At 74.6% G+C, this 23,487-nt stretch carries 22 protein-coding genes, 1 tRNA gene and 1 pseudogene; 12 read left to right on the top strand and 12 right to left on the bottom strand.

Going from position 1 to position 23,487, the window contains the following annotated elements; genetic code table 11:
- Position 1 precedes the first annotated feature (1 nt).
- From ACFPK1_RS32415 to ACFPK1_RS32405, 3 genes are read right to left on the bottom strand one after another with little or no spacing between them, the layout of a single operon-like run.
- The gene (locus ACFPK1_RS32415) at positions 2-940 is read right to left on the bottom strand and encodes a 3-hydroxyacyl-CoA dehydrogenase NAD-binding domain-containing protein (protein ID WP_378025052.1); all 939 of its coding nucleotides are present in this window, start codon (positions 938-940) and stop codon (positions 2-4) included.
- Entirely contained in the window at positions 937-1,836 is a 900-nt protein-coding gene (locus ACFPK1_RS32410) for a beta-keto acid cleavage family enzyme (RefSeq protein ID WP_378025051.1), read from the bottom strand. The genes ACFPK1_RS32415 and ACFPK1_RS32410 overlap by 4 nt, the downstream gene beginning before the upstream one ends.
- The gene (locus ACFPK1_RS32405; protein ID WP_378025050.1) at positions 1,833-2,687 is read right to left on the bottom strand and encodes a TetR family transcriptional regulator C-terminal domain-containing protein; all 855 of its coding nucleotides are present in this window, start codon (positions 2,685-2,687) and stop codon (positions 1,833-1,835) included. The genes ACFPK1_RS32410 and ACFPK1_RS32405 overlap by 4 nt, the downstream gene beginning before the upstream one ends.
- Positions 2,688-2,812: 125 nt before the next feature.
- Between ACFPK1_RS32405 and ACFPK1_RS32400 the strand changes: the two genes are divergently transcribed.
- The gene (locus ACFPK1_RS32400) at positions 2,813-3,382 is read left to right on the top strand and encodes a hypothetical protein (RefSeq protein ID WP_378025049.1); all 570 of its coding nucleotides are present in this window, start codon (positions 2,813-2,815) and stop codon (positions 3,380-3,382) included.
- 106 nt (positions 3,383-3,488) lie between these two features.
- Positions 3,489-4,967: a class I SAM-dependent methyltransferase gene (locus ACFPK1_RS32395; RefSeq protein WP_378025048.1), complete on the top strand. Its 1,479-nt coding sequence runs from the start codon at positions 3,489-3,491 to the stop codon at positions 4,965-4,967.
- On the opposite strand, the gene ACFPK1_RS32390 is transcribed toward ACFPK1_RS32395, so the two are convergent.
- The gene (locus tag ACFPK1_RS32390) at positions 4,933-6,795 is read right to left on the bottom strand and encodes a serine/threonine-protein kinase (RefSeq protein WP_378025047.1); all 1,863 of its coding nucleotides are present in this window, start codon (positions 6,793-6,795) and stop codon (positions 4,933-4,935) included. The two genes, ACFPK1_RS32395 and ACFPK1_RS32390, sit on opposite strands and share 35 nt — an antisense overlap.
- A gap of 121 nt (positions 6,796-6,916) precedes the next feature.
- Positions 6,917-7,801, bottom strand: coding sequence for an AraC family transcriptional regulator (locus ACFPK1_RS32385; protein ID WP_378025046.1), 885 nt, complete (start codon positions 7,799-7,801; stop codon positions 6,917-6,919).
- A 125-nt stretch (positions 7,802-7,926) separates the two neighbouring features.
- Here ACFPK1_RS32385 and ACFPK1_RS32380 point away from each other — a divergent pair, with 125 nt between their 5' ends.
- Complete coding sequence (locus ACFPK1_RS32380) at positions 7,927-8,883, top strand: alpha/beta hydrolase family protein (RefSeq protein ID WP_378025045.1); 957 nt, start codon at positions 7,927-7,929, stop codon at positions 8,881-8,883.
- A gap of 67 nt (positions 8,884-8,950) precedes the next feature.
- On the opposite strand, the gene ACFPK1_RS32375 is transcribed toward ACFPK1_RS32380, so the two are convergent.
- Both ACFPK1_RS32375 and ACFPK1_RS32370 read right to left on the bottom strand, forming a co-directional pair.
- Positions 8,951-10,231, bottom strand: coding sequence for an MFS transporter (locus ACFPK1_RS32375; RefSeq protein WP_378025044.1), 1,281 nt, complete (start codon positions 10,229-10,231; stop codon positions 8,951-8,953).
- Positions 10,232-10,386: 155 nt separating this feature from the next.
- A complete protein-coding gene (locus tag ACFPK1_RS32370; protein ID WP_378025043.1) occupies positions 10,387-11,502 on the bottom strand; it encodes an NDMA-dependent alcohol dehydrogenase in 1,116 nt (371 codons plus the stop codon).
- Between the two features lie 212 nt (positions 11,503-11,714).
- On the opposite strand from ACFPK1_RS32370, the gene ACFPK1_RS32365 reads away from it, so the two are divergent.
- The 8 genes from ACFPK1_RS32365 to ACFPK1_RS32330 all read left to right on the top strand — a co-directional run bounded on the left by ACFPK1_RS32365 (position 11,715) and on the right by ACFPK1_RS32330 (position 18,846).
- Positions 11,715-12,140, top strand: coding sequence for a Zn-ribbon domain-containing OB-fold protein (locus ACFPK1_RS32365; protein WP_378025042.1), 426 nt, complete (start codon positions 11,715-11,717; stop codon positions 12,138-12,140).
- The gene (locus ACFPK1_RS32360; protein ID WP_378025041.1) at positions 12,137-13,291 is read left to right on the top strand and encodes a thiolase family protein; all 1,155 of its coding nucleotides are present in this window, start codon (positions 12,137-12,139) and stop codon (positions 13,289-13,291) included. The genes ACFPK1_RS32365 and ACFPK1_RS32360 overlap by 4 nt, the downstream gene beginning before the upstream one ends.
- Complete coding sequence (locus tag ACFPK1_RS32355) at positions 13,288-13,827, top strand: hypothetical protein (protein ID WP_378025040.1); 540 nt, start codon at positions 13,288-13,290, stop codon at positions 13,825-13,827. Before ACFPK1_RS32360 ends, ACFPK1_RS32355 begins: the two co-directional genes overlap by 4 nt.
- Positions 13,824-14,570 (top strand): SDR family oxidoreductase, encoded by a 747-nt coding sequence (locus ACFPK1_RS32350; RefSeq protein ID WP_378025039.1) that lies wholly within the window; start codon positions 13,824-13,826, stop codon positions 14,568-14,570. Before ACFPK1_RS32355 ends, ACFPK1_RS32350 begins: the two co-directional genes overlap by 4 nt.
- Positions 14,571-14,590: 20 nt before the next feature.
- Positions 14,591-15,670 (top strand): CaiB/BaiF CoA transferase family protein, encoded by a 1,080-nt coding sequence (locus tag ACFPK1_RS32345; protein WP_378025038.1) that lies wholly within the window; start codon positions 14,591-14,593, stop codon positions 15,668-15,670.
- 65 nt (positions 15,671-15,735) lie between these two features.
- Complete coding sequence (locus ACFPK1_RS32340; RefSeq protein WP_378025037.1) at positions 15,736-16,410, top strand: GntR family transcriptional regulator; 675 nt, start codon at positions 15,736-15,738, stop codon at positions 16,408-16,410.
- Between the two features lie 85 nt (positions 16,411-16,495).
- Positions 16,496-18,028, top strand: a complete 1,533-nt coding sequence (locus ACFPK1_RS32335; RefSeq protein WP_378025036.1) for a class I adenylate-forming enzyme family protein — start codon at positions 16,496-16,498, stop codon at positions 18,026-18,028.
- Positions 18,025-18,846 carry an SMP-30/gluconolactonase/LRE family protein gene (locus ACFPK1_RS32330; protein ID WP_378025035.1) on the top strand — a complete coding sequence of 274 codons (822 nt, stop codon included), beginning with the start codon at positions 18,025-18,027 and terminating at the stop codon, positions 18,844-18,846. The genes ACFPK1_RS32335 and ACFPK1_RS32330 overlap by 4 nt, the downstream gene beginning before the upstream one ends.
- 30 nt (positions 18,847-18,876) lie before the next feature.
- On the opposite strand, the gene ACFPK1_RS32325 is transcribed toward ACFPK1_RS32330, so the two are convergent.
- From ACFPK1_RS32325 to ACFPK1_RS32310, 4 genes are all read right to left on the bottom strand, one after another.
- Complete coding sequence (locus tag ACFPK1_RS32325; RefSeq protein WP_378025034.1) at positions 18,877-19,803, bottom strand: LysR family transcriptional regulator; 927 nt, start codon at positions 19,801-19,803, stop codon at positions 18,877-18,879.
- A 41-nt stretch (positions 19,804-19,844) separates the two neighbouring features.
- A complete protein-coding gene (locus ACFPK1_RS32320; RefSeq protein ID WP_378025033.1) occupies positions 19,845-21,011 on the bottom strand; it encodes an acyl-CoA dehydrogenase family protein in 1,167 nt (388 codons plus the stop codon).
- Positions 21,012-21,061: 50 nt separating this feature from the next.
- Positions 21,062-21,940 carry an HTD2 family dehydratase gene (locus ACFPK1_RS32315; RefSeq protein WP_378025032.1) on the bottom strand — a complete coding sequence of 293 codons (879 nt, stop codon included), beginning with the start codon at positions 21,938-21,940 and terminating at the stop codon, positions 21,062-21,064.
- A gap of 253 nt (positions 21,941-22,193) precedes the next feature.
- Positions 22,194-22,266 (bottom strand) — tRNA-Arg (locus tag ACFPK1_RS32310).
- 664 nt (positions 22,267-22,930) lie between these two features.
- Here ACFPK1_RS32310 and ACFPK1_RS32305 point away from each other — a divergent pair.
- Complete coding sequence (locus ACFPK1_RS32305) at positions 22,931-23,365, top strand: DUF6194 family protein (RefSeq protein WP_378025031.1); 435 nt, start codon at positions 22,931-22,933, stop codon at positions 23,363-23,365.
- On the opposite strand, the pseudogene ACFPK1_RS32300 reads toward ACFPK1_RS32305, so the two are convergent.
- Positions 23,362-23,487, bottom strand: a pseudogene (locus ACFPK1_RS32300) (IS630 family transposase); the annotation flags it as partial. The gene ACFPK1_RS32305 and the pseudogene ACFPK1_RS32300 sit on opposite strands and share 4 nt — an antisense overlap.

The raw sequence follows: 23,487 nt of genomic DNA, 5'->3' as shown, positions 1-23,487 counted from the left end.
GTCACCGAGCTCCGGGTGACGACGCCCGGGCCTGCGCGACGGCCCGCCGGATCGCGATCACCGCGCGGTCGCGCTCGGCGACCAGGTCGGCGAACGACCGGGCCCCGGCCTCGCCCGCGGTGCCCTCGACCATCGCGTCCCGCAGGTCGTCGGTGAGCTCGGGGGCCTCCAGACGGGTCCACGGCGCGCGCAGCGACGGGCCGAAGTGGTCGAGCATGTGGGCCATCCCGCCCTCGCCGCCGGCGAGGTGGAACGTCAGGCACGGCCCGTGCACCGGCCACCGCAGCCCGGGGCCCTCGGTGATCGCGGCATCGATCTGCTCGACGCTGGCCTCGCCCTGGGCGACCATGTGCAGAGCCTCGCGCCAGAGGGCCTCCTGCAGTCGGTTGGCGACGAAGCCGGGCAGCTCCCGGTCCAGCTCGATCACCGACTTACCGATCGACCGGTAGAAATCGGCGGCGCGCTTCGCGACCAGCGGATCGGTCCCCGGCCCGCCGGCGACCTCGACCAGCGGGATGAGGTACGGCGGGTTGAAGGGGTGCCCGACGACGAGGCGCGACGGGTCGCCCGCCGCCGTCGCCATCTCGCCCATCGGGAAGCCCGAGGTGGACGAGGCGATGACGGCGTCGTCCCGGGTCGCCGCGACGAGCTCGGCGAGCAAGCCGCGCTTGAGCCCGAGGTCCTCGGGCGCGCTCTCCTGGACGAACACGGCGTCCGCGCAGGCCTCGGCGAGGGAGTCCACGACCCGCAGCCGCGCCCGGTCGGCGCCCTCGTCCAGGCCCAGCTCGGTGAGCGCGGGCCAGGCGGCGTCGACGGTGCGCCGCAGGCGGTCGGCGGCGTCGGGCGCGGGGTCCCAGGCGACCACGTCGACACCTCGGGCGAGGAAGTAGGCGGCCCACCCGCCGCCGATGACGCCGGCCCCGATGCAGGCGATCCTCACCGGGCGGCCCGCAGCCCGAAGATCGCGCGGGCCTCGTCGGGGCTCGCCACCTGCGCGCCGAGCGACTCGACGATCGTCACCGCGCGGTCGACCAGCTGGGCGTTGGTGGCCTTCACCCCGCGCGAGAGGTACAGGTTGTCCTCGAGCCCGACGCGGGCGTGGCCGCCGTGCAGCACCGACTGCGCCACCCACGGCAGCTGGTCGCGGCCGAGGGCGAACGACGTGAACTGCGCGTCGTCCGGGAGCAGGTTCACCATGGCCGCCAGCAGCCCCGGGTCGGCGGGCGCGCCGTACGGGACGCCCATGCACAGCTGCATCAGGGCGGGCCGGTCGACGAGGCCCTCGTCGTGCATCACCTTGGCGAACCACAGCTGCCCGGTGTCGAAGATCTCCAGCTCGGGCTTCACGCCCAGCTCCTGGAAGCGCTTCGCGCCGGCGCGCAGCATGTCGGTGGTGGACACGTAGAGCGCGCTGCCGTCGCCGAAGTTGTAGGAGCCGCAGTCCAGCGTGGCGATGTCGGGCAGGAGCTCCTCGACGTGCGGGAGGCGGTCCATGGCGTTGACCAGGTCGGTGCCGTCGACGGGCTTGAGCGGGTCCTCCTCGTCGACCACCAGGTCGCCGCCCATGCCCGCGGTGAGGTTGAGGACCACGTCGACCTCGCTGTCCCGGATGAGCTGAGCGGCCTCGCGGTAGAGGGCGACGTCGCGGGAGCGGATGCCGGTCTCGGGGTGGCGGACGTGGACGTGCACGACGGCCGCGCCGGCCCGGGCGGCGGCGATCGCGTCGTCGGCGATCTGGGCCGGGGTGACGGGCACGTGGGGGCTCTTGCCGGGGCTGTCGGCGGCCCCGGTGAGGGCCGCGGTGATGACGACGTGCCGGTTCACGGGTCGGCTCATGGGGCGTCCGTTCGCAGGATGGCGTGCTGGATGAAGTCGTGGAGGGCGGCGCGCATGGCGGGCGCGGGGGAGGCCCCGGTCATCACGCCGACGCCGAGGCCGTCGACGAGGCCGGTGAGCTGGCGGGCCCGCAGCTCGGGGTCCAGGTCGGCGCGGAAGACCCCGGCCGCGACGCCGTCGCGCAAGGTGAGCAGGACGGTCCGGAACCAGCGGTCCTGGGCCTGGGCGTACAGCTCGCGACGGTCCGCGTCGACGACCGCCTCGACCCACACCTGCATCCAGATCGACCACTCGGGCTCGAGGACCGGACCGGTGGGCATCTGCAGGTCGAGCAGGGTGACCAGGCGCTCGTGCGGGTCGGCGACCGTGGCGAGCGCGGCGGACTGGCGCTCGAACGCGAGCTCCACGTTGTGGCGCAGGGCCTCGCCGAGCAGGGCGTCGCGGCCGGGGAACCAGTAGTGCACCGCGGCGCTGCTGGTGCCCGCCCGCGCGGCCACGTCGGCGACGCGCACCCGGTGGTAGCCCGCCGTGGCGATGAGCGTCCACGCCGCGTCGAGGATGCGCTTGCGCGCGCCGTCGGGATCGGGGGCGACGGTCTCGCGGACCGACGCCGCGGGGACCGCGGTGACCGGCGCGTCACCGTCGGGGGAGCCCCGCTCGAGCCAGACCAGCGGCACGCCGGTGAACCCCGCGATCGCGGCGAGCTCGCCGGTGGTGAAGCGGCGCCGCCCGGCCAGCGCCTTGGACAGCTTCGTCTCGTCGAGCCCGATCGCGCCGGCGACGTGGCGGCGCGTGCCGACCCGGTCGACGGCGGCCGCCACCCGCTCCCGGAGCCCGTCGTTATCGGCCACGCCGCGGACCCTAGGACGCGGTCGGCCGTCTTCGCAAGACTGACTGATCAGGTGGTCAGCCTTGCGATAACTGAACCACACGAGTGTCGTTCGGGCCCGCGGGGCGACTGATAGCGTCGAGAGCGATGAACGGAGCGGCCCGGGACCACCTGCGTCCGGGCCCCGGGCCGTCCTCGGCGCGGACGGCCTCCGTGGTCGCCGTCGTGCTCGTCGCGGGCGGCTTCGACCTGCTGGCCGACCAGACCCTGCTGCACGTCCTCGGGGTCGCCCTCGCGGCGGCGAGTGTCGGTGCGGTCCGCCTCGCGCTGCGCGGCCGCCTGCAGGGCCTGTTCGTCGTGGTCAACCTGGCCGTGATCGTGCAGCCCGCCGCGCACGCGCTGACGACGCTCACCCAGGCCGGCGCCGCGCGACTGCACCACGAGCACGTCGTGCCCGAGCACCTCACCGCGCTGGCGCTCCAGCTCGCGATCACGCTGCTGGTCGTCGTGGTCGCGAGCAGCGAGCCGCTGCTGGTCGCGGGTCGCCACGCCCACCTGCAGCTGCTGCGCGTCGTCCTCGGGCTCACGCCGGTGCCGGCGCCCGGTGTGCCCGCGCCGCGGCCGCCGGAGCCCGTGGACGGCCCGGCGCACCGGGTCGCCCTCCTGCGGTGCCGCCCCCACCGGGGGCCGCCCGCGCTCGCCGCGCCCGCCGCCTGACCCCACCCGGCCGCCCGCCGGGCGGGTGCCGCGCCGGTCCGGCCCGCCGTGCCACGGACAACCGCTCGACCCCGTACTGGGGTCGACCCATCTCGAAGGCTGCCGCGTGACGCTGTCCGCTCTCCCGACGACCGACCTCCCCGCCCTCACCGGCGACGACGACCCGGTGTCGCTGACCTGCCCGTGGTGCCGCGGCACCCTCGCGTTCACCCCCACCCCCGACCCCTCGTTCGACGGCACCTTCGGCGTCCTGACCTGCGGGTGCGGCGAGTACCCCGTCCTCGACGGCATCCCGGTCGTGCGCCGCGGACGCGTCGACGTGCAAGAGCACGCGACCGGTCGCACCGAGGTCCACGGCCCCACCGTCGCCGAGCTCGTGGCCCTGCTGCGGGCCGGGCGCGGCGCCGACGCGCTCGTGGCGATGCTCGCGTTCCCGCCCCGCCTGCCGGGTCGCCTCACCCGGCGGTGGCCGCTGGCCGGCCTGGCGCTCGCCGCCCGTCGCGCCGAGGTCCGCGCCATGCTCGACGACGTCGACGCGCTGACCGCGCAGGACTGGATGGAGCTGGCCTACCTCCGGTCCTCGGAGCGGATCGACCAGGAGATGTTCGGCTACTTCTTCGTGCGCTACGGCCAGCCGCGCTACCTGGCGTCGATCTCCCTGCTGCGGGCCCTGCCCGCCACGGACGCGCCGGTGCTCGACCTCGCCTGCGGCTTCGGGCACACGATGTACCACCTCGGCGCGCGGGAGCGCCCGCTGCGCACGGTCGGCGTCGACCGCAACTTCTTCCAGCTCTGGGTCGGGCGGCGCTACATCGCCCCCGAGCAGACGTTCGTGTGCGCCGACCGGGTCGACGCGCTGCCGTTCGCCGACGACGCGTTCGCCGCCGCCACCTGCACCGACGCGTTCCACTACTTCGACGACCAGCAGGGCGCGATGGACGAGCTGCGCCGCGTGGCCCGCGCGGACACCGTCCTCGTCGACCGCGTCGGCAACCGCACCATGGAGCCCCGCGACGCCACGGGGGAGCGCGACGCCGCCGGGTACGTCGCCCTGCTGCGCGGCGCCCCGTGGCGTCTGACCAGCGAGGACGAGGTGGTCCGCGACTACCTCGACGGCCACGGGCCCCGCCTGGCCGCGCCCCGCCACCCCGCCGAGCTGCGCCGCAGCAAGTGGCTCGCGCTGTTCTCGAGCACCGACCGCGGCCTGTTCGCCGACCACGGCACCTTCGAGGCGCCGCCGCACGCCGCGGGCGCGCCGGGAATCAACCCGGCGTACGAGGTGCGCCGCGACGGCGACGAGGTCGTGCTCGCCTTCGCGTTCCCGTCGACCTGGTACGCGTTCGAGAACGCGGCGATGCTCGCCTACACCTCGCCCGGTGAGCGCCTGGACGCCGAGGAGTTCGAGGCCCTCGTCGCGGGCCGGCCGGAGGGCTCGGTCGCCGAGCTCGTCGACCGCTTCGTCCTGCTCGGGCTGCCACCGCGCTACGCCCGCCCGCCGGGGTCGCCGTCGCGGTCGTCGGTGCTGCGGGGGCTGGGGGCCGGGGTCCGGGCTACGCGGGCGGGCGCGAGACGTCGTCGATCGTGAGCGTGCCCAGGTCGGTGTTGGCGATCCAGACCTCGGTGCCGTCCGGGGAGACGGCGAGGGCGACGCCGTCGGCGAACTCCTCCACGAACCAGCCCACCCGGACCGTCTCCGTCGCGGTGTCGACGGCGGCGAGCACCGGCGGGTCGGTGGCGAGCGTCGCGAACACGCGGCTGCCGTCCCGGGCGACGGCGAGCCCCGACACCGGACCGGGCAGCGCCACCTCGTCGAGCGGGGTGGCGCGGTCGGGGTCGACGACGGTCAGGGCGTGCCGCGGGTCCGTGCCGCCGAGGTAGACCGTGTCGCCGCCCGGCGCGGCGACCGCGAGGTGGGCGGGCGCGCCGAGCGCGATCGACGTCGTGGGCGCGCCGGTGCGCGTGTCGAGGACCTCCGCGGTGGAGCGGTGGTCGTCGACGGTGAGCAGCCGGGCGCCGTCCGCGCCGGCCGCGAGGCCGGAGGCGCGCAGGTCGAGGCGGCCCACGACCCGTCCGGAGCCCGGGTCGACGACCAGGACACCGTGGCGGACCGGGACGAACACGGTGGTCCGGCGGGCGTCGACCACCGGTGTCCCCACCGGCGGCTCGGGCAGGGGCACGGTGGCCGCGACGCTCGCCCGGCGCAGGTCGATCACCACCAGCTCGTCGCGCGCGCGGCGGGTGGTGGCCACGAACAGCTGCTCGCCGGCGGCGTCGGCGACCGCGCCGACGGTGCGCCCGTCGCCGAGCGGGATCTCCGCGACGACGCCGCGACTGCCGGTGTCGAGCACGGTGACCGTCCGGCTGCCCGCGTTGGCGACGACGGCGGTGGTGCCGGTGGCGGTGAAGGCCACCGCCACCGGGCTGATCCCGATGGAGATGCCGGTGCCGGCGTAGCGGCGCACGGCCGCCACACCCGCGACGACCAGGAGGACGACGAGCGCGACGACCAGCGTGCGCCGGGCCCACCGGGGTGGCAGCGGCAGCCACCGGCGCGGCGCGACGACCCGGTCGGGCGGATCCGGGCCCGGTCCTGGTGGGTCGAGCGGCGCGGTGGGACGGCGCCGCAGCGCCGCCGCCGCGTCGGCGGCCAGCGCGCCGGCGCTCGCGTGCCGCGCCCCGGGGTCCTTCGCCATGCCGCGCGCAACGACCTCGCCCAGCGCGGCCGGGACGTCGTCGGGCAGCAGGGGCGGCGTGCGGTAGAGGTGCGCCCCGACCAGCGCGGACAGGTCCTCGTCACCGAACGGGGGTGTGCCGGTGAGGCACTCGTGGAGGACGCAGGCGAGCGCGTAGACGTCGGAGCGGGCGTCGGCCGGCTCGGCGCGCAGCCGCTCGGGCGCCATGTAGGTGAGGGTGCCGATCACCGCGCCGTCGCCGACCGTCACCGAGCCCGTGGGGCGGGCGATGCCGAAGTCGGCGAGGTGGGCGAAGTCGTCGGGGCCGACCAGGACGTTCGAGGGTTTGACGTCGCGGTGCACCAGGCCCGCCGCGTGGGCGGCGTCGAGGGCCGCGGCGATCTGGGTGACCAGCCCGACCGCCCGCCGGGGGGCGAGGGGGCCGTCGCGGAGCAGCGTGGCGAGGTCGGTGCCCTCGATGAGCCGCATGTCGAGGTAGAGCTGGCCGTCGATCTCCCCGTAGTCGTGCACGGGGACGACGTGCGGTTCCCGCAGGTCGGCCGCCGCCTCGGCCTCGCGGCGGAACCGCTGCCGGTAGGCCTCGTCCGCGCCGAACCGGGGGTGGAGGAGCTTCAGGGCGACCCAGCGCGAGCGGCGCGTGTCGAAGGCGTGGAACACCTCGCCCATCCCGCCGCTGCCCAGCGACCGGCCCAGGCGGTAGGGACCCAGCTCGGCGGCCACGCGTCCAGCGTCCACCAGCGGCGACGCGGTCACCACCGTCCGGCGCACATCGGCCGGGACGGCCTCACGAGATCCGGACGAAGAAGATTTCGTGACCGTTCCCTCCGGAATTGTCCGCTCGTCAGGTCACGCGCGGATCGAACCGCACGGTGTCGAGGGCGGGGCTGGTGCCGAAGACGCGCTTGTAGTCGCGACTGAACCGGGACGGGCTGGCGTACCCCACGGCCGCGGCGATGCGCGACACGGAGTCGTCGTCGATCGCGATGAGCCGGCGCGCTTCGTGGAGGCGGAGCTGCTTGTGGTACTCGATCGGGCTGGTGCCGGTGGCGGCCTTGAAGTGGCGGTGGAAGGTCGGGGCGCTCATCGCCGCGCGAGCGGCGAGCCGCGCGACGTCGACCGGCGTGTCGAGGTGTTCGTGCATCCACCGCGTGAGGTGGCCGATCCGTGCCAGGACGCTGTCGGTCCGGACGAGATGGAGAAGCGCTCCGCCGTCCGGACCGGCGAGCACGCGATAGAAGATCTCCCGCTGCACACCTCGGGCGAGGACACCGGCCGCCGCGGGCTCGTCGAGCAGTCGCAGCAGCCGCAGGACCGGATCGACGACCGCTTCCGGGAGCGGGTGCACGGTCACCGTCTCGTCGGGGGGAGAGGAGAGCGGCGGCATCTCGGCGGCGAGGCCGGCGAGCAGGTCGCGGTCGACCGCCAGCTCGACGGCGAGGTACGGCGCGTCGTCGGTCGCCCCGGTCACCTGGACCGTCGCCGGCAGATCGATGGAGCTGGTGACGAGGTCGCCGGCGCCGTAGGACACGGTGCGGTCGTCGAGCAGCAGCTGCTTGGTGCCCTGGAACACCAGGTACAGCGTCGGTCGGAACAGCAGGGCGACCGGAGGTGAGGGAGCCCGTTCGAGGTAGAGGCGCAGCCCCTCCACGGCGAGTGGCGCGGACCGGTCGGCGTGGGTGGTGATGAGCGTCCGGATCTCGTCGAGCCGGGCGCGCACGGACGTCACCGTGGCCACGGTGCGGCGAGAGGATCGGGCAAGTCGGTGATCGTGAGGGTCATTCTCGTTCCTCCGGTGTCGTCCTAGCGTCGGTGGTGACCGTTCCCGTGATGGTGCAGAGATGAGGATGTGTCATGTCCGCCGTCGAGGCCGACGCCGTGACCGAGACCGACGACCAGCTCGAGGCCGCCCTGGACGGGCTGGCGCAGGGGCTGGCCCACGCCGTGCGTTCACCGATCCTGCGCACGCCCGCCGAATGCGGGCTGGCGTTCGAGGACGTGTCGTTCCCGTCCACCGACGGCACGCCGTTGGAGGCGTGGTTCATCCCGTGCGAGGGCTCGGAGAAACTGATCGTCTTCGAGCACCCGATGATGTTCAACCGGTACGGGTTCGCCGCACACGTCGAGCCGTGGCGCTCGGCGTTCGGGGAGGGGTACGGCAACGACGTCGAGGTCAGCTTCATCCCGAACTACCGCATCCTGCACGACGCCGGCTACAACGTCCTGACCTTCGATTTCCGGAACTTCGGGCTCAGCGGCGCGGCCAACGGCGGGCTGATGTCGGGCAACCGGTTCGAGGTCCGCGACGTGCTGGGTGCGCTGGCGTACGTGCGCTCGCGTCCGGAGCTGGCGGCGATGACGGTGGGCATCTTCGCCGGCTGCATGGGCGCCAACGCGACGTTCCGGGCGATCCACACGGAGCCGGCCGCGTTCGAGGGTGTGCGGTGTCTGGTGGCGCCGCTGCTGCTCTCGCCGATGGCCTTCGTGGAGCGGGCGCTGGAGAACCTCGGCGTGTCCACCGAGCACGCCGGGGAGGTCGAGCGCCGCACGCGGCTGCTGACGAGCTGCTCGTTGAGCGAGGGGTCGCCGGTGGCGTGGGCGCCGTCCGTGACGATGCCGACGCTGACGTACGGGGTGCGCGAGGACGCGCTGGTGGCGCCCGACGACCTCGAAGCGGCCTACGCGGCGATCGGCGCCGACGACAAGTCGATGTTCTGGATCGAGGGCACCCGGGCGCGCTGGGACGGCTACCTGTACTTCCAGCGCCACCCCGAGACGGTCCTCGCCAGGCTCGCCGACCACATGGGCTGACGCGGACGTCGACCGTGCCGCGACGTCACGGTGTGCGATCCCCCGGACAGGCCGCGGGGTCGGCCCGTCAGGATCGGGCGGTGCCGACGGCAGCCAGGTCGGAGCTGACGCCGGTGAGCGAGCGGTCCGCGGTCTCGGGCAGGACCTTGAGCAGGACCAGCCCGACGGCCAGGGCGATGGCGGCCAGGTAGAGCGCGGGCGCGACGGGGCTGCCGGTGCCCGCGGCCAGGGCCGCGGCGACGAGCGGCGCGGTGCCGGCGATCGGTCCGACGCCCAGGCTGTAGGCCAGCGCGGCGGCGCTCGACCGGGTCCGGGCCGGGAACAGCTCGACCAGGACGATCGAGGACATGACGTTGAGCCCCGCCTGGGGGACGGCGAACAGGCACATGCCGGCCAGGGCGAGCACGGGCGATCCCGAGCCGACGAGGAACAGGACCGGGACGGCGAGCACCGCGTGGGCGAGCGCGCCGCCGATGTACACGGGCCGTCGCCCGATGCGGTCGGAGAGCCGGCCCGCGAGGGGGCACAGGGCCACGTAGACGAGCAGCGCGAGCGACGCCACCGCGAGCGCGGTGGTGCGGGAGCCGCCGACGGACATCGCGTTCGCGAAGTAGGTCGCGAGGTAGTAGAAGCCGACGCCGGTGACCGAGGCGCAGGCGAAGGCGATCCAGAGCGCCCGGCGTTCGGTGCGCAGGGCCTCGCGCAGCGGGGTCGCGGGGACGTCGTCGGTGCGGCGCAGCTCCCGGTAGACCGGCGTCTCGTCGAGCCGCAGGCGCAGGTAGAGCCCGATCAGGCCCAGCGGCGCCGCGAACAGGAACGGCACCCGCCAGCCCCAGGCCTCCATCTGGGCGGGATCGAGCAGGGCCTCCAGCGCCAGCACCGACACGATGCCCGCGACGATGGCCAGGCCGCCGGAGGCCGAGATGAGGCTGGCCCGCGCCCCGCGCCGGCCGGTGGGCGCGTACTCGACGAGGAACGCCGACGCGCTCGTCCACTCACCTCCGGCCGACAGACCCTGGATGCAGCGCAGCAGGACCAGCAGCACCGGGGCGGCGAGCCCGATCGCGGCGTAGGAGGGGAGCAGGGCGCTCAGGGTGGTCGCCCCGCTGATGCCGAGGACCGCGGTCGACAGGGCGACACGCCGTCCGTACCGGTCGCCGATGGAGCCGAGGACGGCCCCGCCGAGGGGGCGGAAGACGAACGCGGCGCCGAACACCGCGAGCGAGGCCAGCAGCGAGGCCGTGGGGTCGGCGGACGGGAAGAAGACGCGCCCGAGGGTGGTCGCGACCGCGCCGTAGATGGCGAAGTCGAACCACTCGGTGAAGTTGCCGATGACGGTCGCCGTCACGACGGAGCGCGGTGGGGTCGGCGGCGTCGGCGGTGTCGATGGCGTCGGCGGGATCGATGGCGTCGTTGGCATGGGGGTGCTCCGGGGGGTCGAGGCGGGTGCGGGAGGCGGGACCCGGCCGGCAGCGACGCCGCTGCCGTGGTCCTCCCCGCTGCTCACTTGCTGAAGTCGAGGACGCCGCGGATGATCTTGCCGTCGCGGAGGTCCTGGTAGCCGTCGTTGACCTGGTCGAGCGTGTAGCGGCTGGTGACGAGCTCGTCGAGCTTGAGCCGACCGGCGTCGTAGAGACGCAGCAGCCGCACGATGTCGTACTGCGGGTTCGAGGAACCGAACAGCGTGCCCTTGACGGTCTTCTGGTTGTAGACCATCGCCGAGCCGGACAGGTGCACGGTGAGCTTCTCGGGGTTCGCCACCCCGGTGATCACCACGGTGCCGCCCTTGCCGACGACGTCGAAGGCGTCGCCGACCACCTGCTCGTCCATGACCCCGACGACGCACAGCGCCTGGTCGGCGCCCTCGCCCCAGGTCAGTTCCTTCACCGCTGCGGCCGCCTCGGCGGCGTCGGCGAAGACGTGGGTGGCCCCGAACTCGAGGGCGGTCCGCCGCTTGAACTCGACGGGGTCGACGGCGACGATGTACTTGGCGCCGGCGTGGACGGCGCCCTGGACCGCGTTCATCCCGACGCCGCCGACGCCGTAGACGACGGTGGTGTCGCCGGGACGGACGCCGCCGGCGTTGACGGCGGTGCCCCAGCCGGTGGGGACGCCGCAGCCCACGAGGACCGCCGAGTCGAGGGGCAGCCACGGGTCGACCTTGACGCAGGAGGCGTCGGAGACCGTGGCGTACTCGGAGAACGACCCGAGCATGCAGAAGGCGCCGACCTCGCCGAGGCGCTCGTGGCGCATGCGGAAGGTGCCGTCGGGCATGCTGCCCTCGAGGATCGTGGCGCCCATGTCGCACAGGTTCTGGCGGCCGGTGGAGCAGTAGCGGCAGGTGCCGCAGGCCGGGGTGAAGCTGCAGACCACGTGGTCGCCGGGCGCGACCTTCGTGACGGCCGAACCGACCTGCTCGACGATGCCGGCGGCCTCGTGCCCGCCGACGATCGGGAAGCGGACGACGTTGTCGCCGTCGACCATGTGCAGGTCGGAGTGGCACAGGCCCGACGCGGACATCTTCAGCAGCACCTCGTGCGCGCCCGGCTCGTCGAGCTCGAGCTCGACGATCTCGAACGGCGTGTGCGGTCCGGTCAGGACGGCGGCGCGGGTCTTCACGGTCTCCTCCTCGTATCTTTGATACATCTGGTCAGGACGCGAACCCGGGAGTCGGTGGCTCGGTCGGGGTGGTCAACGGTGCGACAAGCACTGGAGCTGCCGTTGCGGGCGGCTCGGTGACCTCGCCCACCATCGCATGGTGACAAACTTGTATCAAGGATTTAGTTTGCGGATGGCTCGCCGAGGGCGAGCCCCGATCCCAGGAGGGACCGATGTCCACCCCCGTCGCGGTCGACCGCCCGTTCCGGGCCGACCTGCTCACGCTCGACCCCCCGCGGCTGCACGGCTCGCGCTGCCCACGCTGCGCCACGACCGTCTTCCCGCCCCGCGGCTTCTGTCCGGCGTGCCGCTCCGGCGCCGAGCCCGACCGCGTCGCGCTGAGCGGGGAGGGCCGCATCTGCTCGTTCACGGTCGTCCGCCAGGCCCCGCCCGGGCTCGAGGTGCCCTACGTCCTGGCGCAGGTCGACCTGCCGGCCGACGGGGTGCGGCTGATGGCCGCCGTGGTCAGCGCCGAGCCCGAGGACGTCGTCCTGGACGCGCCGGTGACGCTCGAGACCTGCCCGTTCGGCACCGCGGACGACGGCGCCGCCCTGCTCGGCTACCGCTTCCGCGTCGCGGGGCCGGAGGTGACGGCATGACGCTCGCGCCCGCCCACGTCGCCGGGGTCGGCATGATCCGCTTCGGCCGCTACCCGGCGGAGGTCACCCTCGAGGACATGGCGGTGCGGGCGGCCCGCACGGCGCTCGACGACGCCGGGGCCGGCCTCGCCGCCGTGGACGGCCTCTACGTCGGCCACGTCTTCGGCGGGCCGGTCGCGGGGCAGCGCGTCGCCGCCCGGCTCGGCCTCGACGGCCGCCCCGTGTCCAACCACGAGAACTACTGCGCGAGCGGCGCCACCGCGATCCGCGAGGCGTGGGTGGCCCTGGCCGCCGGCCTGCACGACGTGGCCCTGGTGATCGGCGTCGAGAAGATGACCGACCGCGTCGCCGGCGGCGTCCGGCCCGACCCCGGCGACCTCGACGCGGCCGTCGGCTACGTCATGGCCGCCGGGCACGCGATGAGCGCCCGGCGCTACATGGCCGACCACGGCGCGACCCGCGACCAGATCGCCGCGGTCGCCGTGAAGAACCACGCCCACTCGGTGCACAACCCCTGGGCGCAGTACCAGGAGCCGATCGACCTCCCGACGGTCCTCGGCGCCCGCCCGATCGCCGAACCGCTCGGGCTGCTCGACTGCAGCCCGATCTCCGACGGCGCCGCCGCGGTCCTGCTGTGCAGCCGGGCCGGCCTGCGCCGGCTCGGCATCGACGGGCCGGCGCCGCGGGTGCTGGGCGTCGGCCTGGTCAGCGGCTCGGTCCAGACGGGTCTCGGGGACCTCAACGCCGAGGACGTGTCGAGGCGGGCGGGGGAGCAGGCCTGGGCGCTGTCGGGGGTCGGCCCGGACGACGTCGACCTGGTCGAGATGCACGACTGCTTCACGATCGCCGAGATCGTGCGGATGGAGGGCCTCGGGCTGGTCCCGCGCGGCGAGGGTGCCGCGTGGACCGCGGCCGGTCACACCGCGCTGGGCGGCCGGCTCCCGGTCAACCCGTCGGGCGGCCTGCTGTCCCGCGGCCACCCGGTGGGCGCGACCGGTGCCGCCCAGGTGTGCGAGCTGACCTGGCAGCTGCGCGGCAGCGCCGGCGGCCGCCAGGTCGAGAACGCCCGCACGGGCCTCGCCTACTGCAAGGGCGGCACCGTCAACGGCACGGACGGGGGCTCGGTGACCACCGTGGTGATGGCGCGATGACCGGCATGCTCGACGACCGCCGCGACCTGGTCGCGGCGGTGCGCGGGGACGGAGCGCTCGTCCCGGCCGTGCGCGAGGCCCTCGCCGCCGTCACGCCCGGCCTCGCTCCCGCCTGCTGCATCGTGCCGCGGGTGCCGGCGCCGGCACCCCTGGCCGACCTCGACGACGAGCGCCTCGACCGCGACGTCGGCGACGTCCTCGTGGCCGTCCTCGCGGAGGTGCAGCGCGCCGCCGGCGCCTTCAGCGGGGGCGGGCGGCTGGTGGTCGTGCTGCCCCACGCCCCGCTCCTCGGGATCCCCGGCGGCGTCGCGGCCTCGGCGGTCACCAACGGCGTGCTCTCGATGGCCCGCACCCTCGCCATCGAGCTGGCGCGCGACGGCGTCACGGTCAACGTGCTCGCGGTCGACGCCGCCGCCCCCTCGATCCGGGCGCTGACCGCGGGGCTGGAGGCCCTCCTCGGCGACGCCGGCGCGGACGTCACCGGCCAGGAGGTCTACCTGACCGCGGGCACCGACCTGGGGAGGCTGCGACCGTGAGCGCCCCGACGATCGACACCGCACCCGTCACCCTCGTGACCGGCGGCGCGGGCGGCATCGGCCGCGCCATCGCCGCCCGGATGGCCACCGCCGGCCACACCGTCGTCGTGGCCGACCTCGACGCGGACGCGGTCGAGGCGACCACGGCGGCGCTCCCCGGCGCGCACGGGTTCGTCCTCGACGTGGCCGACGCCGCCTCCCGCCGCGCCGCCGTCGCCGCCTGCGACGACCTCGGGGGGACGGCCGTGCTGGTCAACTGCGCGGGCGTCCTGCGCGACGCGCGGCTGGCGAAGCTCGATCCGGCCGTGTTCCGGCGCCTGCAGGCCGTCAACCTCCTCGGACCCCTCGCTCTGACGCGGCTGGCCGCGCCCGGGATGGTCCGGCGTGGCGGCGGCGCCGTCGTCAACCTCGCCTCCCGCGCGTGGCTGGGGACCTTCGGGTCGACGGCGTACTCGACCGCCAAGGGCGGGCTCGTCGGCGCCACCCGCAGCCTCGCCCTCGAGCTCGGGCCCCGCGGGATCACCGTGAACGCGCTCGCGCCGGGCTTCGTCGACACCGCGATGACCGACGCCCTCCCGCCGGAGATCCGGCGGCGCACGCTCGACGCGATCCCGGTCGGCCGTGCCGGGCGCCCCGAGGACGTCGCCGACGCGGTCGCCTTCCTCGCGGGCGCGACCTACGTCACCGGGCAGGTGCTGCCCGTCTGCGGCGGCCGCAGCGTGTCCGACCCCTACGCCGCCTGACACCACCGGAGGTGGACATCATGAACGGACCGCTGACAGGTGTCCGGGTCGTCGAGTTCGGCGGCCTCGGTCCGGCACCGTTCGCCAGCATGCTGCTCGCCGACGCGGGTGCCGACGTCGTCCGCGTCGACCGTCCCGGGGGCCCGGGCGACGGGGGCGCGCTGCTGCGCGGCCGCCCGTGGATCGGGCTCGACCTCAAGGACGGGGCCGACCTCGCCACCGCCCGGGGGCTCGTCGCCCGGGCCGACGTCCTGCTCGAGGGGTTCCGGCCGGGCGTCATGGAGCGTCTGGGCCTCGGCCCGGAGTCGTGCCACGCCGGGCTGGTCTACGGCCGGATGACCGGCTGGGGACAGGACGGCCCCCGCGCCCACCAGCCCGGCCACGACATCAACTACCTGGCGCTCACCGGCGCGCTGCGCTCGATCGCCCGTCGTGGCAAGGCGCCGGTCCCGCCCCTCAACCTGGTCGGCGACTACGGCGGCGGGGGGATGCTGCTGGCCTTCGGCGTGCTCGCTGCGCTGCTCGAGCGCGGCCGCACCGGCCGGGGACAGGTCGTCGACGCCGCCATGGTCGACGGGGTCAGCCTGCTGATGACGGGGATCTGGAGCCGCGCCGCGCAGGGACGCTGGCCGGGCGAGCCGGGGACCAACGACATCGACACCGGCGCCCCGTTCTACGACGTCTACGCGACGGCCGACGGCGAGTACATGGCCGTCGGCAGTATCGAGCCGCAGTTCTGGCACCGGGTGCTCGACGGCCTCGGGCTCGACCCGCAGGTCGTGGGCGATCAGTGGGATCGGGCACGGTGGCCCGAGGTCAAGCGCCTCGTGGCCGCGGCGTTCGCCACCCGCACCCGCTCGGAGTGGACCGATCGGTTCGACCGCGTCGACGCCTGCGTGACGCCGGTCCTCAGCATGCGCGAGGCCGCCGCAGACCCGCACCTCGCCGCCCGCGCCACCCTCGTGCGGGACGCGGACGGCCACCCCGGACCGGCGCCCGCGCCGCGGCTGTCCGGGACACCCCTGCGGACCCGGCCCACCGACCCGGCCGAGGACGTGCTCGGGCGCTGGGGTGTCGCGGTCGGGGTGGGGGCGTCGTGAGCGCGGCCGGGACCGGGCCCTCCGCGCTGATACGTTATCCGCGACGGCGAGAGCAGGAGGCGGACGTGACGGGACGCCGGGCGGGCCGGCCGACGATCCAACGGCGACGCAGCGGCATCGAGGTCGCGGAGTACATCCGCAGCATGATCTTCGACGGGACACTCGCGGCCGGTCAGCGCGTCCCGCAGGACACCATCGCCGCGGACCTCGGCGTGAGCCGCCTGCCGGTCCGCGAGGCACTCATCTCGCTCGAGGCCGACGGCCTCGTGGCCTCCGAGCCGCACCGGGGCACCTACGTGGTGCCGATCCGGGCCGAGGACATCGAGGACCACTACCGCATCTACGGCATGGCGCAGGGTCTCGCCGCGGCGGGCGCGGCCCGGCGGATCACCGAACCCGTGCTGGAACGCCTCGAGGACCTGCACGCACGGATGGCGGGCAGCGACGACCCGGAGCTCCTGCACGACCTGAACTGGGAGTTCCACTCGCTGATCAACCACACGGGAGCCAGCCGCCGCACCCTCTCGGTGCTGCGCCACCTGTCGCGCAACCTCCCCCGGGAGGTCTACAGCCTGCCGGCGGCGGCGAGTGCCGAGGCCAACGAGGAGCACGCCGCGATCGTCGCCGCCCTGCGGGCCGGCGACGCGCGCGAGGCCGACCGGACCAACCGGGAGCACATGCAGCACGAGGGCGACCAGGTCGTCGCGGCGCTCAAGCGCTCCGGGGTCCTCAGCGACTGACGCGGGCCGGAGGTGTGGTGCCTCTCCCCGACCCGAAGGAGTATCAATGATCACGGATGTGACGCGTCCCCACGGAGAGTCCTCCGTGGCCGACGGCCCCGCGCGGACCCTCGTCGACGCCGTCGACCTCGCGCCGCCCGGCGCGGAGGCCGTCGTCGGGGACGAGGGCCGGGTCACCTACGGCGCGCTGCGCGACCGGAGCACGCGCCTGGCCGCCGATCTCGTCCGCCGCGGGCTGCGGCCGGGCGACCGGCTCGCGGTCCTGCTCCCCAACGGGGTGCGCTGGGTGGTGACGGCGCTGGCGGCCCACCGCGCCGGGCTGACGGTCGTCCCGCTCAACACCTGGTACCGCGCCGCGGAGCTCGGACACGTCCTCGCGGAGGCCGACGTGGCACTCGTGGTCACCGACCGCGCCGTGTTCGGCCGCGACACCGTGGCCGAGCTGGAGTCCGCCGGGTTCCCGCGCCGCCCGTCGGACGGCGTCCTGCTGTGGGGTGAGGGCGACGACCTCCCCCTGGCCGCCGACCCGCCGCCCGTCGAGCTGCCGGGTCCGGGGCCCACCGACGTGGCGCTGATCCTCTTCACCAGCGGCAGCACCGCGCGCCCGAAGCCGGTGCCCCTCGAGCACGGCAAGCTGATGGCCAACACCCGCGAGATCGCCCGGCGCCTGCACCTGCGTCCGGACGACCGGATCTGGCTGGGTGCACCGATGTTCTTCGGCTACGGGTGCTCCAACGCCCTGCCCGTCGCCGTCGGTGCCGGCGCGACGCTGTGCCTCGAGTCGCGTCTCGACGGCGACCGGTCGCTGGCGTTCATCGCCCGCGAGCGCTGCACCGTCTACTACGGCTTCGGCGCGACCACCCGGCTGCTCCTGGCCGCGCCCACGTTCGCCGACCACGACATCTCCTCGCTGCGCACCGGGACCACGGGCTTCAGCGCCGAGGAGAAGCGGCTGGTCGTCGACGAGCTCGGCGTCGAGCGCGTCTGCAGCGTCTACGGGCTCTCCGAGGCGTACGGGCACTCGGCGATGTCCGACGCCGACGACGACCGCGAGGTGCGCCTGCACACCAGCGGCACGGTCCTGCCGACCCAGGAGCTGCGCATCTGCGACCCCGACGGCGCCGTCCTGCCGGCGGGAGGGACCGGGGAGATCGAGCTGCGCGGATGCGTCATCGACAGCTACCTCGGACGGGCCGACCTGGACGAGGGGACGTTCCGGCCCGGCGGATGGATGCGCACCGGCGACCTCGGGGAGCTGGACGAGCACGGGCGCCTGCGGGTCGTCGGGCGCCGCAAGGAGATGCTCAAGGTCAAGGGCATCAACATCGCGCCCGTCGAGGTGGAGGACCTGCTGATCGCCCACCCCGCCGTCGCCGAGGCCTATGTGGTCGGCGTGCCGGGCGAGGACGGCGACGAGACGATGGTGGCCGCGGTGGTGGCCTCCCGTCCCGCGACCGACCTGCCCGACGCGCTCGTCGCCTGGATCCGCGAGCGCGCCGCCAGCTACAAGGTCCCGTCGCGCATCGAGCTGCTCGCCACCGGGGAGATCCCGCTGACGGCCACCGGCAAGGTCAGCAAGCAGCTGCTGCGCGACGAGCTCGCGAGGAGGACGCGATGACGGCGGCGCGCTCCCCGGCGGTCCTCGCCGAGGGCATCGGGTTCACCGAAGGCCCCCTGATCACCCGCGACGGCCGGCTGCTCGTGGTCGCCCTGTCCCGCGGCCTCGTGGTCGAGATCGACCTCCAGCGCGGCGGCGTCCGCGGGACCGTCGAGGTCGGCGGCGGGCCCAACGGGCTCGCCGAGACCGATGACGGCGCGGTCTGGGTCGCCCAGAACGCCGGCGCGGTGACGTCCAGCCGCTCGTCGCGGCCGACCCGGCCGGGGCTGCAACGGATCGTCGGCGGCACGGTCCTCGACCTGCCGGTACCCGGCACGCGGGCCCCCAACGACCTGGTCGTCGGCCCGGACGGACGCCTCTGGTTCACCGACCCGGGACCGCCCGGCGACACCGACCACGGCCGTCTCCTCGCCCTCGACCCCGCGACGGGAGAGAGCGAGACCCTGCTCGACGAGCAGGACTTCCCCAACGGCCTGGCGTTCGACCGGGACACCGCGACGCTGTGGCTGGCGCACACGGAGGAGGAGCGGATCCGACGGCACCGGTGGGAGGACGGGCGGCTCCGGCCCCTCGACACGGGACCGCGGTTGCCCGACGGGGGCCCGGACGGGCTCGCGCTCGACGCCCGCGGGCTGCTCTACGCGGCGGCCCCCGCCGCCGACGCCGTCTTCGTCTACACGCCCTCCGGCGAGCTGCACGAACGTCTGGACCTCGGCGAGCGCACCTTCCCGACGAACGTCTGCCTCGCCGGCGAGCAGCTCGTCGTCACCGCCGCGCGCGGCGGTCGCGTGCTCGTGGTGCCCGCGGTCGCGGGCTGAGCGGGCGACCGGGGAGCTCGCCGACAGCCGTCACCCCGGATCGGCCGCCCGCGAGCCCTCCGCGCTCCCCTCGGCGGACCCCGTACCCGCGGTGACGAACGCGGCGAACCGCGCGACGACGGGGGAGCGCGGGCGGTCGCGCGGCCAGGCCAGGCCGATGACGCGGTGGGCCGCGGCGTCGGTGAGCGGGACGTAGACGACGCCGGGCTCGGCGCGGTGGGGGCGCGGGGCGGGCACGATCGCCACGCCGAGACCCGCGGCGACGAGCCCCTCGAGGGTGCCGATCTCGGTGCTCTCGAAGGCGATCCTCGGCGTGATGCCGGCGCGCGCGCACAGGTCGTCGGTCTGCCGGCGCAGGCCGATCGGCTCGCGCAGCATGACGAACGGCTCGTCGGTGGCGTCGGCGAGATCGATGTCGTCGCGCCCCGCGAGGTCGTGGCCGCCGGGGACCGCGAGGCAGAGCTGTTCGCGCCGGAGCGGGGACCAGGTGATCGCTTCCTCGTCGGGACGGGGTGCGGTGAGCGCGACGTCGACACGCCCCTCGCGGAGGTGGTCCAGGATCTCGTGCCCGGCCGCCTGCGTGAGCTCGAAGGTGACGTCGGGTGCCGCCGCGCGGAAGGTCCGCAGGACCTCCGGCGCGAGCCAGCTCGCGACCGAGTGCAGGAAGGCCAGCCGGACCGTCCCGCGGTCGGGGTCCCGCAGGGTCGCGATGCGATCCCGGGCCACGTCCAGCTCCATGAGCGAGCGCCGCGCGTGTGCGAGCAGGACCCGGCCGGACTCGTTGAGCCGGAGCCGCTTGTGGATCCGGTCGAACAGGGGCGCCCCCACCTGCCGTTCGAGGCGCGCGAGGGCCCGGGAGAGCGTCGGCTGCGAGACGTTGAGCTGCTCCGCGGCACGCGTCACGTGACCGGTCTCGGCGAGCGTCACGAACCACGCGAGGTCGTCGATCGTCGTCACCGGGTCATCATCCCGCCGCGTCCGGCTCGGCATGGCCTCCGTTACCAGCGGTCGAGACCTCCGCGCTTGACGAGCTGGGAGGCGATGACGTTGCGCTGGATCTCGTTGGTGCCCTCGCCGACGATCATCAGCGGCGCGTCGCGGAAGTAACGCTCGACGTCGAACTCGGTGGAGTAGCCGTACCCGCCGTGGACGCGCACGGCGTCGAGCGCCACCTCCATCGCGACCTCGGAGGTGAAGAGCTTGGCCATCCCGGCCTCCATGTCGCAGCGCTGCCCGGCGTCGTACTTCCGCGCGGCGTGGAGGATCAGCTGGCGCGCCGCGGTGAGCTTCGTGGCCATGTCGGCGAGGTAGTTGCCGATGGACTGGTGCTGCCAGATCGGCTTGCCGAAGCTCTCGCGCTCCTGGGCGTAGCGCAGGGCGTCCTCGAGCGCGGCGGTGCCCACGCCGAGCGCGCGGGAGGCGACCTGGATGCGGCCGGTCTCGAGGCCCTTCATCATCTGCGCGAAGCCCTTGCCCTCGACGCCGCCGAGCAGCGCGTCCGCGGGCGCGCGGTGGTCCTCGAAGACGATCTCGCAGGACTCGACGCCCTTGTAGCCCATCTTGGGCAGGTCCTTCGAGACGGTCAGGCCCGGGCCGTGCTCGACGAGCAGGATCGAGACGCCCTTGTGCTTCGGGGTGGCCTGCGGGTCGGTCTTGCACATCAGGGCGATGAGCCCGGAGCGCCGCGCGTTGGTGATCCAGGTCTTGGCACCGTTGACGACGTAGCCGTCGCCGTCGCCGTCGCGGCGCGCGTGGGTCGTCATCGCCTGCAGGTCCGAGCCGCCGCCGGGCTCGGTGAGGGCCATCGTCGCCCGGAGCTCCCCGGTGGCGAGGCGGGGCAGGTAGCGGTCCTTCTGCTCCTGGGTGCCGAACTCGACGATCAGCTTGGAGACCACCGTGTGGCCGCCCATCGCACCCGCGAGGCTCATCCAGCCGCGGGCCAGCTCGGCGGTGACCAGGGCGTAGCAGGGCATCGAGACCGGGACCTCGCCCCAGGGCTCGGGGATGGCGAGCCCGAAGACGCCGAGCTCCTTCATCTGCTCGATGAACTTCTCCGGGTAGGAGTTCGCGTGCTCCATCTCGCGGACCTGCGGCTTGACCTCGCGGTCCACGAACTCGCGGACGAGGTCGACGACGGCCTGCTCCTCGGAGTCGAGCTCTGCCATGACGGGGTGTCCTCTCGGGCTGCTGCGGTGGCTGACGGAGACGTGCCCGGTCAGCGGAACCGGACGGAGGCGGTGAGCGACGGCGCGGTGCCCGCGGCGGCGACGGCGACGTCGGCACCCGTGTCGGTGGGACCCCCGGCGGCGACGAGGGTCGCGGGGTGGAAGGCGGGCCGGACGAGCCGGTACGAGGCCGTGCGCACGGTCTGCGCCGGTGCGTGGAGGCGGGGCAGCTCGAGGGCGAGCAGGGCCAGCAGGGGCCCGTGGATCACCAGGTCCGGATAGCCCTCGACGCCCGTGGCGTACGGGGCGTCGTAGTGGATGCGGTGCCCGTTGTAGGTCAGGGCGCTGAAGCGCGACAGCAGGACCGGGTCGGTGGCGAGCTCGCGTCGCCAGGGCCCGGGCAGCTCGACGCCGTCGTCGACGGGGCGGGCGAGCTCGCGCCTCGGCGCGTCGCCGGGCTCGGAGCGGTAGACGATGTCCTGCTCCTCGACGCCGACGGGCTCGCCGTCGGCCGCGAGCTCGCGGCGCACCGTCACGAACGCCATCTCACCGCTGCGCCCGGCCTTCACGGTCACGTCGGCCACCGACTCGCGGCAGTCGAGGCGCACGCCGATGTCGATCGCTCCGGTGAGCTCGAGCCGCCCTCCCGCGAACATGCGTCGCCGTCCCGGGATCGGGGGGAGGAACGGCCCGTCGACGGGGTGCCCGTCCTCGCCGATCTCGGCGGTCGCCGGGTGATCGAGCAGGGTGAACCAGTGCCAGAAGGGCGGCAGGGGGTCACCGGCCCCGAGGGACGGAGGCGTGCTGTCGAGCAGGGCCGTGAACGCCGACGCCGGCCACGGATCGACGACTCGTGCGCTGTGACGGGCGGCGGGGCTCCAGCCGGCGAGCGCGTCGGCGAGGCCCCCGCCCGGCGCGGTCCGGGTCATGTCGTCCTCCGCGACGCCGTTCGATGTCAGATGACCGGCTCGACGTCGCCGCCGGCTCGGAGCAGCGTGGACCCACCACACCTGATTCGTGAAATAGCGATCTTTCGGTCGGTTGATGCATCCGAGTCATCAAGGATCGCCGACCGGGCCGGCGTGCGCGCTCGCACCGGGATGCTCGCGCCGACCGCGGCGGGGGCCAGATCGGCGGGGCGAGGCCGCATCGTCGGCATGGAGGTGTTCCGCACGACCCGAGCGCCCCCGGCAGGATTCGAACCTGCGACACCGGCTTTAGGAGAGCCGTGCTCTATCCCCTGAGCTACGGGGGCCCGGGAGAAGGGTAGCGGCAGGGAACGCTCGGCGATCGTCGTCCCCGCGCGGGAACATCACCGGCCGGTGCCGACGTCCGAAGGTCACCCGACCCGAGGAGCCCGACATGACCGCACCTGCCGCTCAAGCGGGGCCCGGCGACCGGGGTCGGGCGGGCCTGGCGCTCTACATGATCGTCCTGGTCGGCTCGGTGGGCGCTGGTGGGGCTGGAGCACCGCCCCGTTCTTCACGGCGGACAGTCGTGCGGGAGCCCTCGCGTGCACCGCCCTCGGCCAGGTCCTGCTGACCACCGCGGGCCCGGTGGCCGTCGCGCTGGCGGCCGCTCGCCCTCGTCGGCGTCGCGCGCGCGGATCGGCGGTGGGCGGGCGCCGCCTGGGCGGTCTGGGGCGCGTACTGCGCCGTGTGGTGGGGGCTGCTGCTGACGAGCTGAGGAACCCGCGCCGACCAGCGGCGCAACCCGGACGCAGGTGACGCCGCCCGCCCCGTTTCGGAGGGGCCCCGGTTCGGGAAACGATTGGGCACTGCTGGCCGACGGCCGGCGGTCGGGACGGCTCCGCCGGCCGTTGAGCCACCAGCGACGGCGGGGTCGTCGCCGCTCGCCCGGATGTGATGTGGGCCACTCGCCACGGACGAACGATCACGGAACCGTGCTGGTCTGCGGGCATGGACCTCGAGACCGTGACGGCCGCGCTCCGCCACCCCGACACGCTGATCATCGAGGCGGACGGGGACGTCTTCGCCATCTGCGACCCGGACGGCACCTACGAGCAGCGCCCCCGGAACGGGTGGGCCACGGTGGTGACCTCCGACGCCCACGACACGGCGTCCGACCTCGACCGGCCCGGCGTGTTCCGCCTGAACATCGGGCTGCCGCGGGAGCGTGCGGCCGAGGTCGTCGGCGGTCGCACCGACCTGGCCGAGCACGACCTCACCGCACTCGACGTGCTGATGCCGCACCCGGTCTACGGCGCGTACGGCTTCGTGTGCGTGCTCAACCCGGACCGGACGTGGCCGCAGGTGCTGGGGCTCCTCGACGAGGCGCACGCACACGCGGCGGCGCGGGAGGCGGCACGACGCCCGCGGCGGGAGACGTCCTAGTGTCCTGAGTCAGAAATTCGCCGGCAGTAGTTGGCGATGCTGTCGAGGATCTCGTCGGCGGTCTTGGTCCAGACGTAGGGCTTGGGGTCGTCGTTCCAGGCCTTGATCCAGGCGCGGATGTC

The organism is Actinomycetospora rhizophila (genome assembly GCF_042657905.1).
Lineage (GTDB): Bacteria > Actinomycetota > Actinomycetes > Mycobacteriales > Pseudonocardiaceae > Actinomycetospora > Actinomycetospora rhizophila.
Note: the sequence above shows the minus strand (reverse complement) of the source record. Positions and strands in the feature narration are given on the sequence as shown.

Coding starts and splice junctions, on each gene's coding strand:
- ACFPK1_RS32345 (WP_378025038.1), top strand. CDS start 14,591: ATGAACGGACCGCTGACAGGTGTCCGGGTCGTCGAGTTCGGCGGCCTC.
- ACFPK1_RS32365 (WP_378025042.1), top strand. CDS start 11,715: ATGTCCACCCCCGTCGCGGTCGACCGCCCGTTCCGGGCCGACCTGCTC.
- ACFPK1_RS32360 (WP_378025041.1), top strand. CDS start 12,137: ATGACGCTCGCGCCCGCCCACGTCGCCGGGGTCGGCATGATCCGCTTC.
- ACFPK1_RS32305 (WP_378025031.1), top strand. CDS start 22,931: ATGGACCTCGAGACCGTGACGGCCGCGCTCCGCCACCCCGACACGCTG.
- ACFPK1_RS32355 (WP_378025040.1), top strand. CDS start 13,288: ATGACCGGCATGCTCGACGACCGCCGCGACCTGGTCGCGGCGGTGCGC.
- ACFPK1_RS32330 (WP_378025035.1), top strand. CDS start 18,025: ATGACGGCGGCGCGCTCCCCGGCGGTCCTCGCCGAGGGCATCGGGTTC.
- ACFPK1_RS32320 (WP_378025033.1), bottom strand. CDS start 21,011: ATGGCAGAGCTCGACTCCGAGGAGCAGGCCGTCGTCGACCTCGTCCGC.
- ACFPK1_RS32410 (WP_378025051.1), bottom strand. CDS start 1,836: ATGAGCCGACCCGTGAACCGGCACGTCGTCATCACCGCGGCCCTCACC.
- ACFPK1_RS32380 (WP_378025045.1), top strand. CDS start 7,927: ATGTCCGCCGTCGAGGCCGACGCCGTGACCGAGACCGACGACCAGCTC.
- ACFPK1_RS32400 (WP_378025049.1), top strand. CDS start 2,813: ATGAACGGAGCGGCCCGGGACCACCTGCGTCCGGGCCCCGGGCCGTCC.
- ACFPK1_RS32315 (WP_378025032.1), bottom strand. CDS start 21,940: ATGACCCGGACCGCGCCGGGCGGGGGCCTCGCCGACGCGCTCGCCGGC.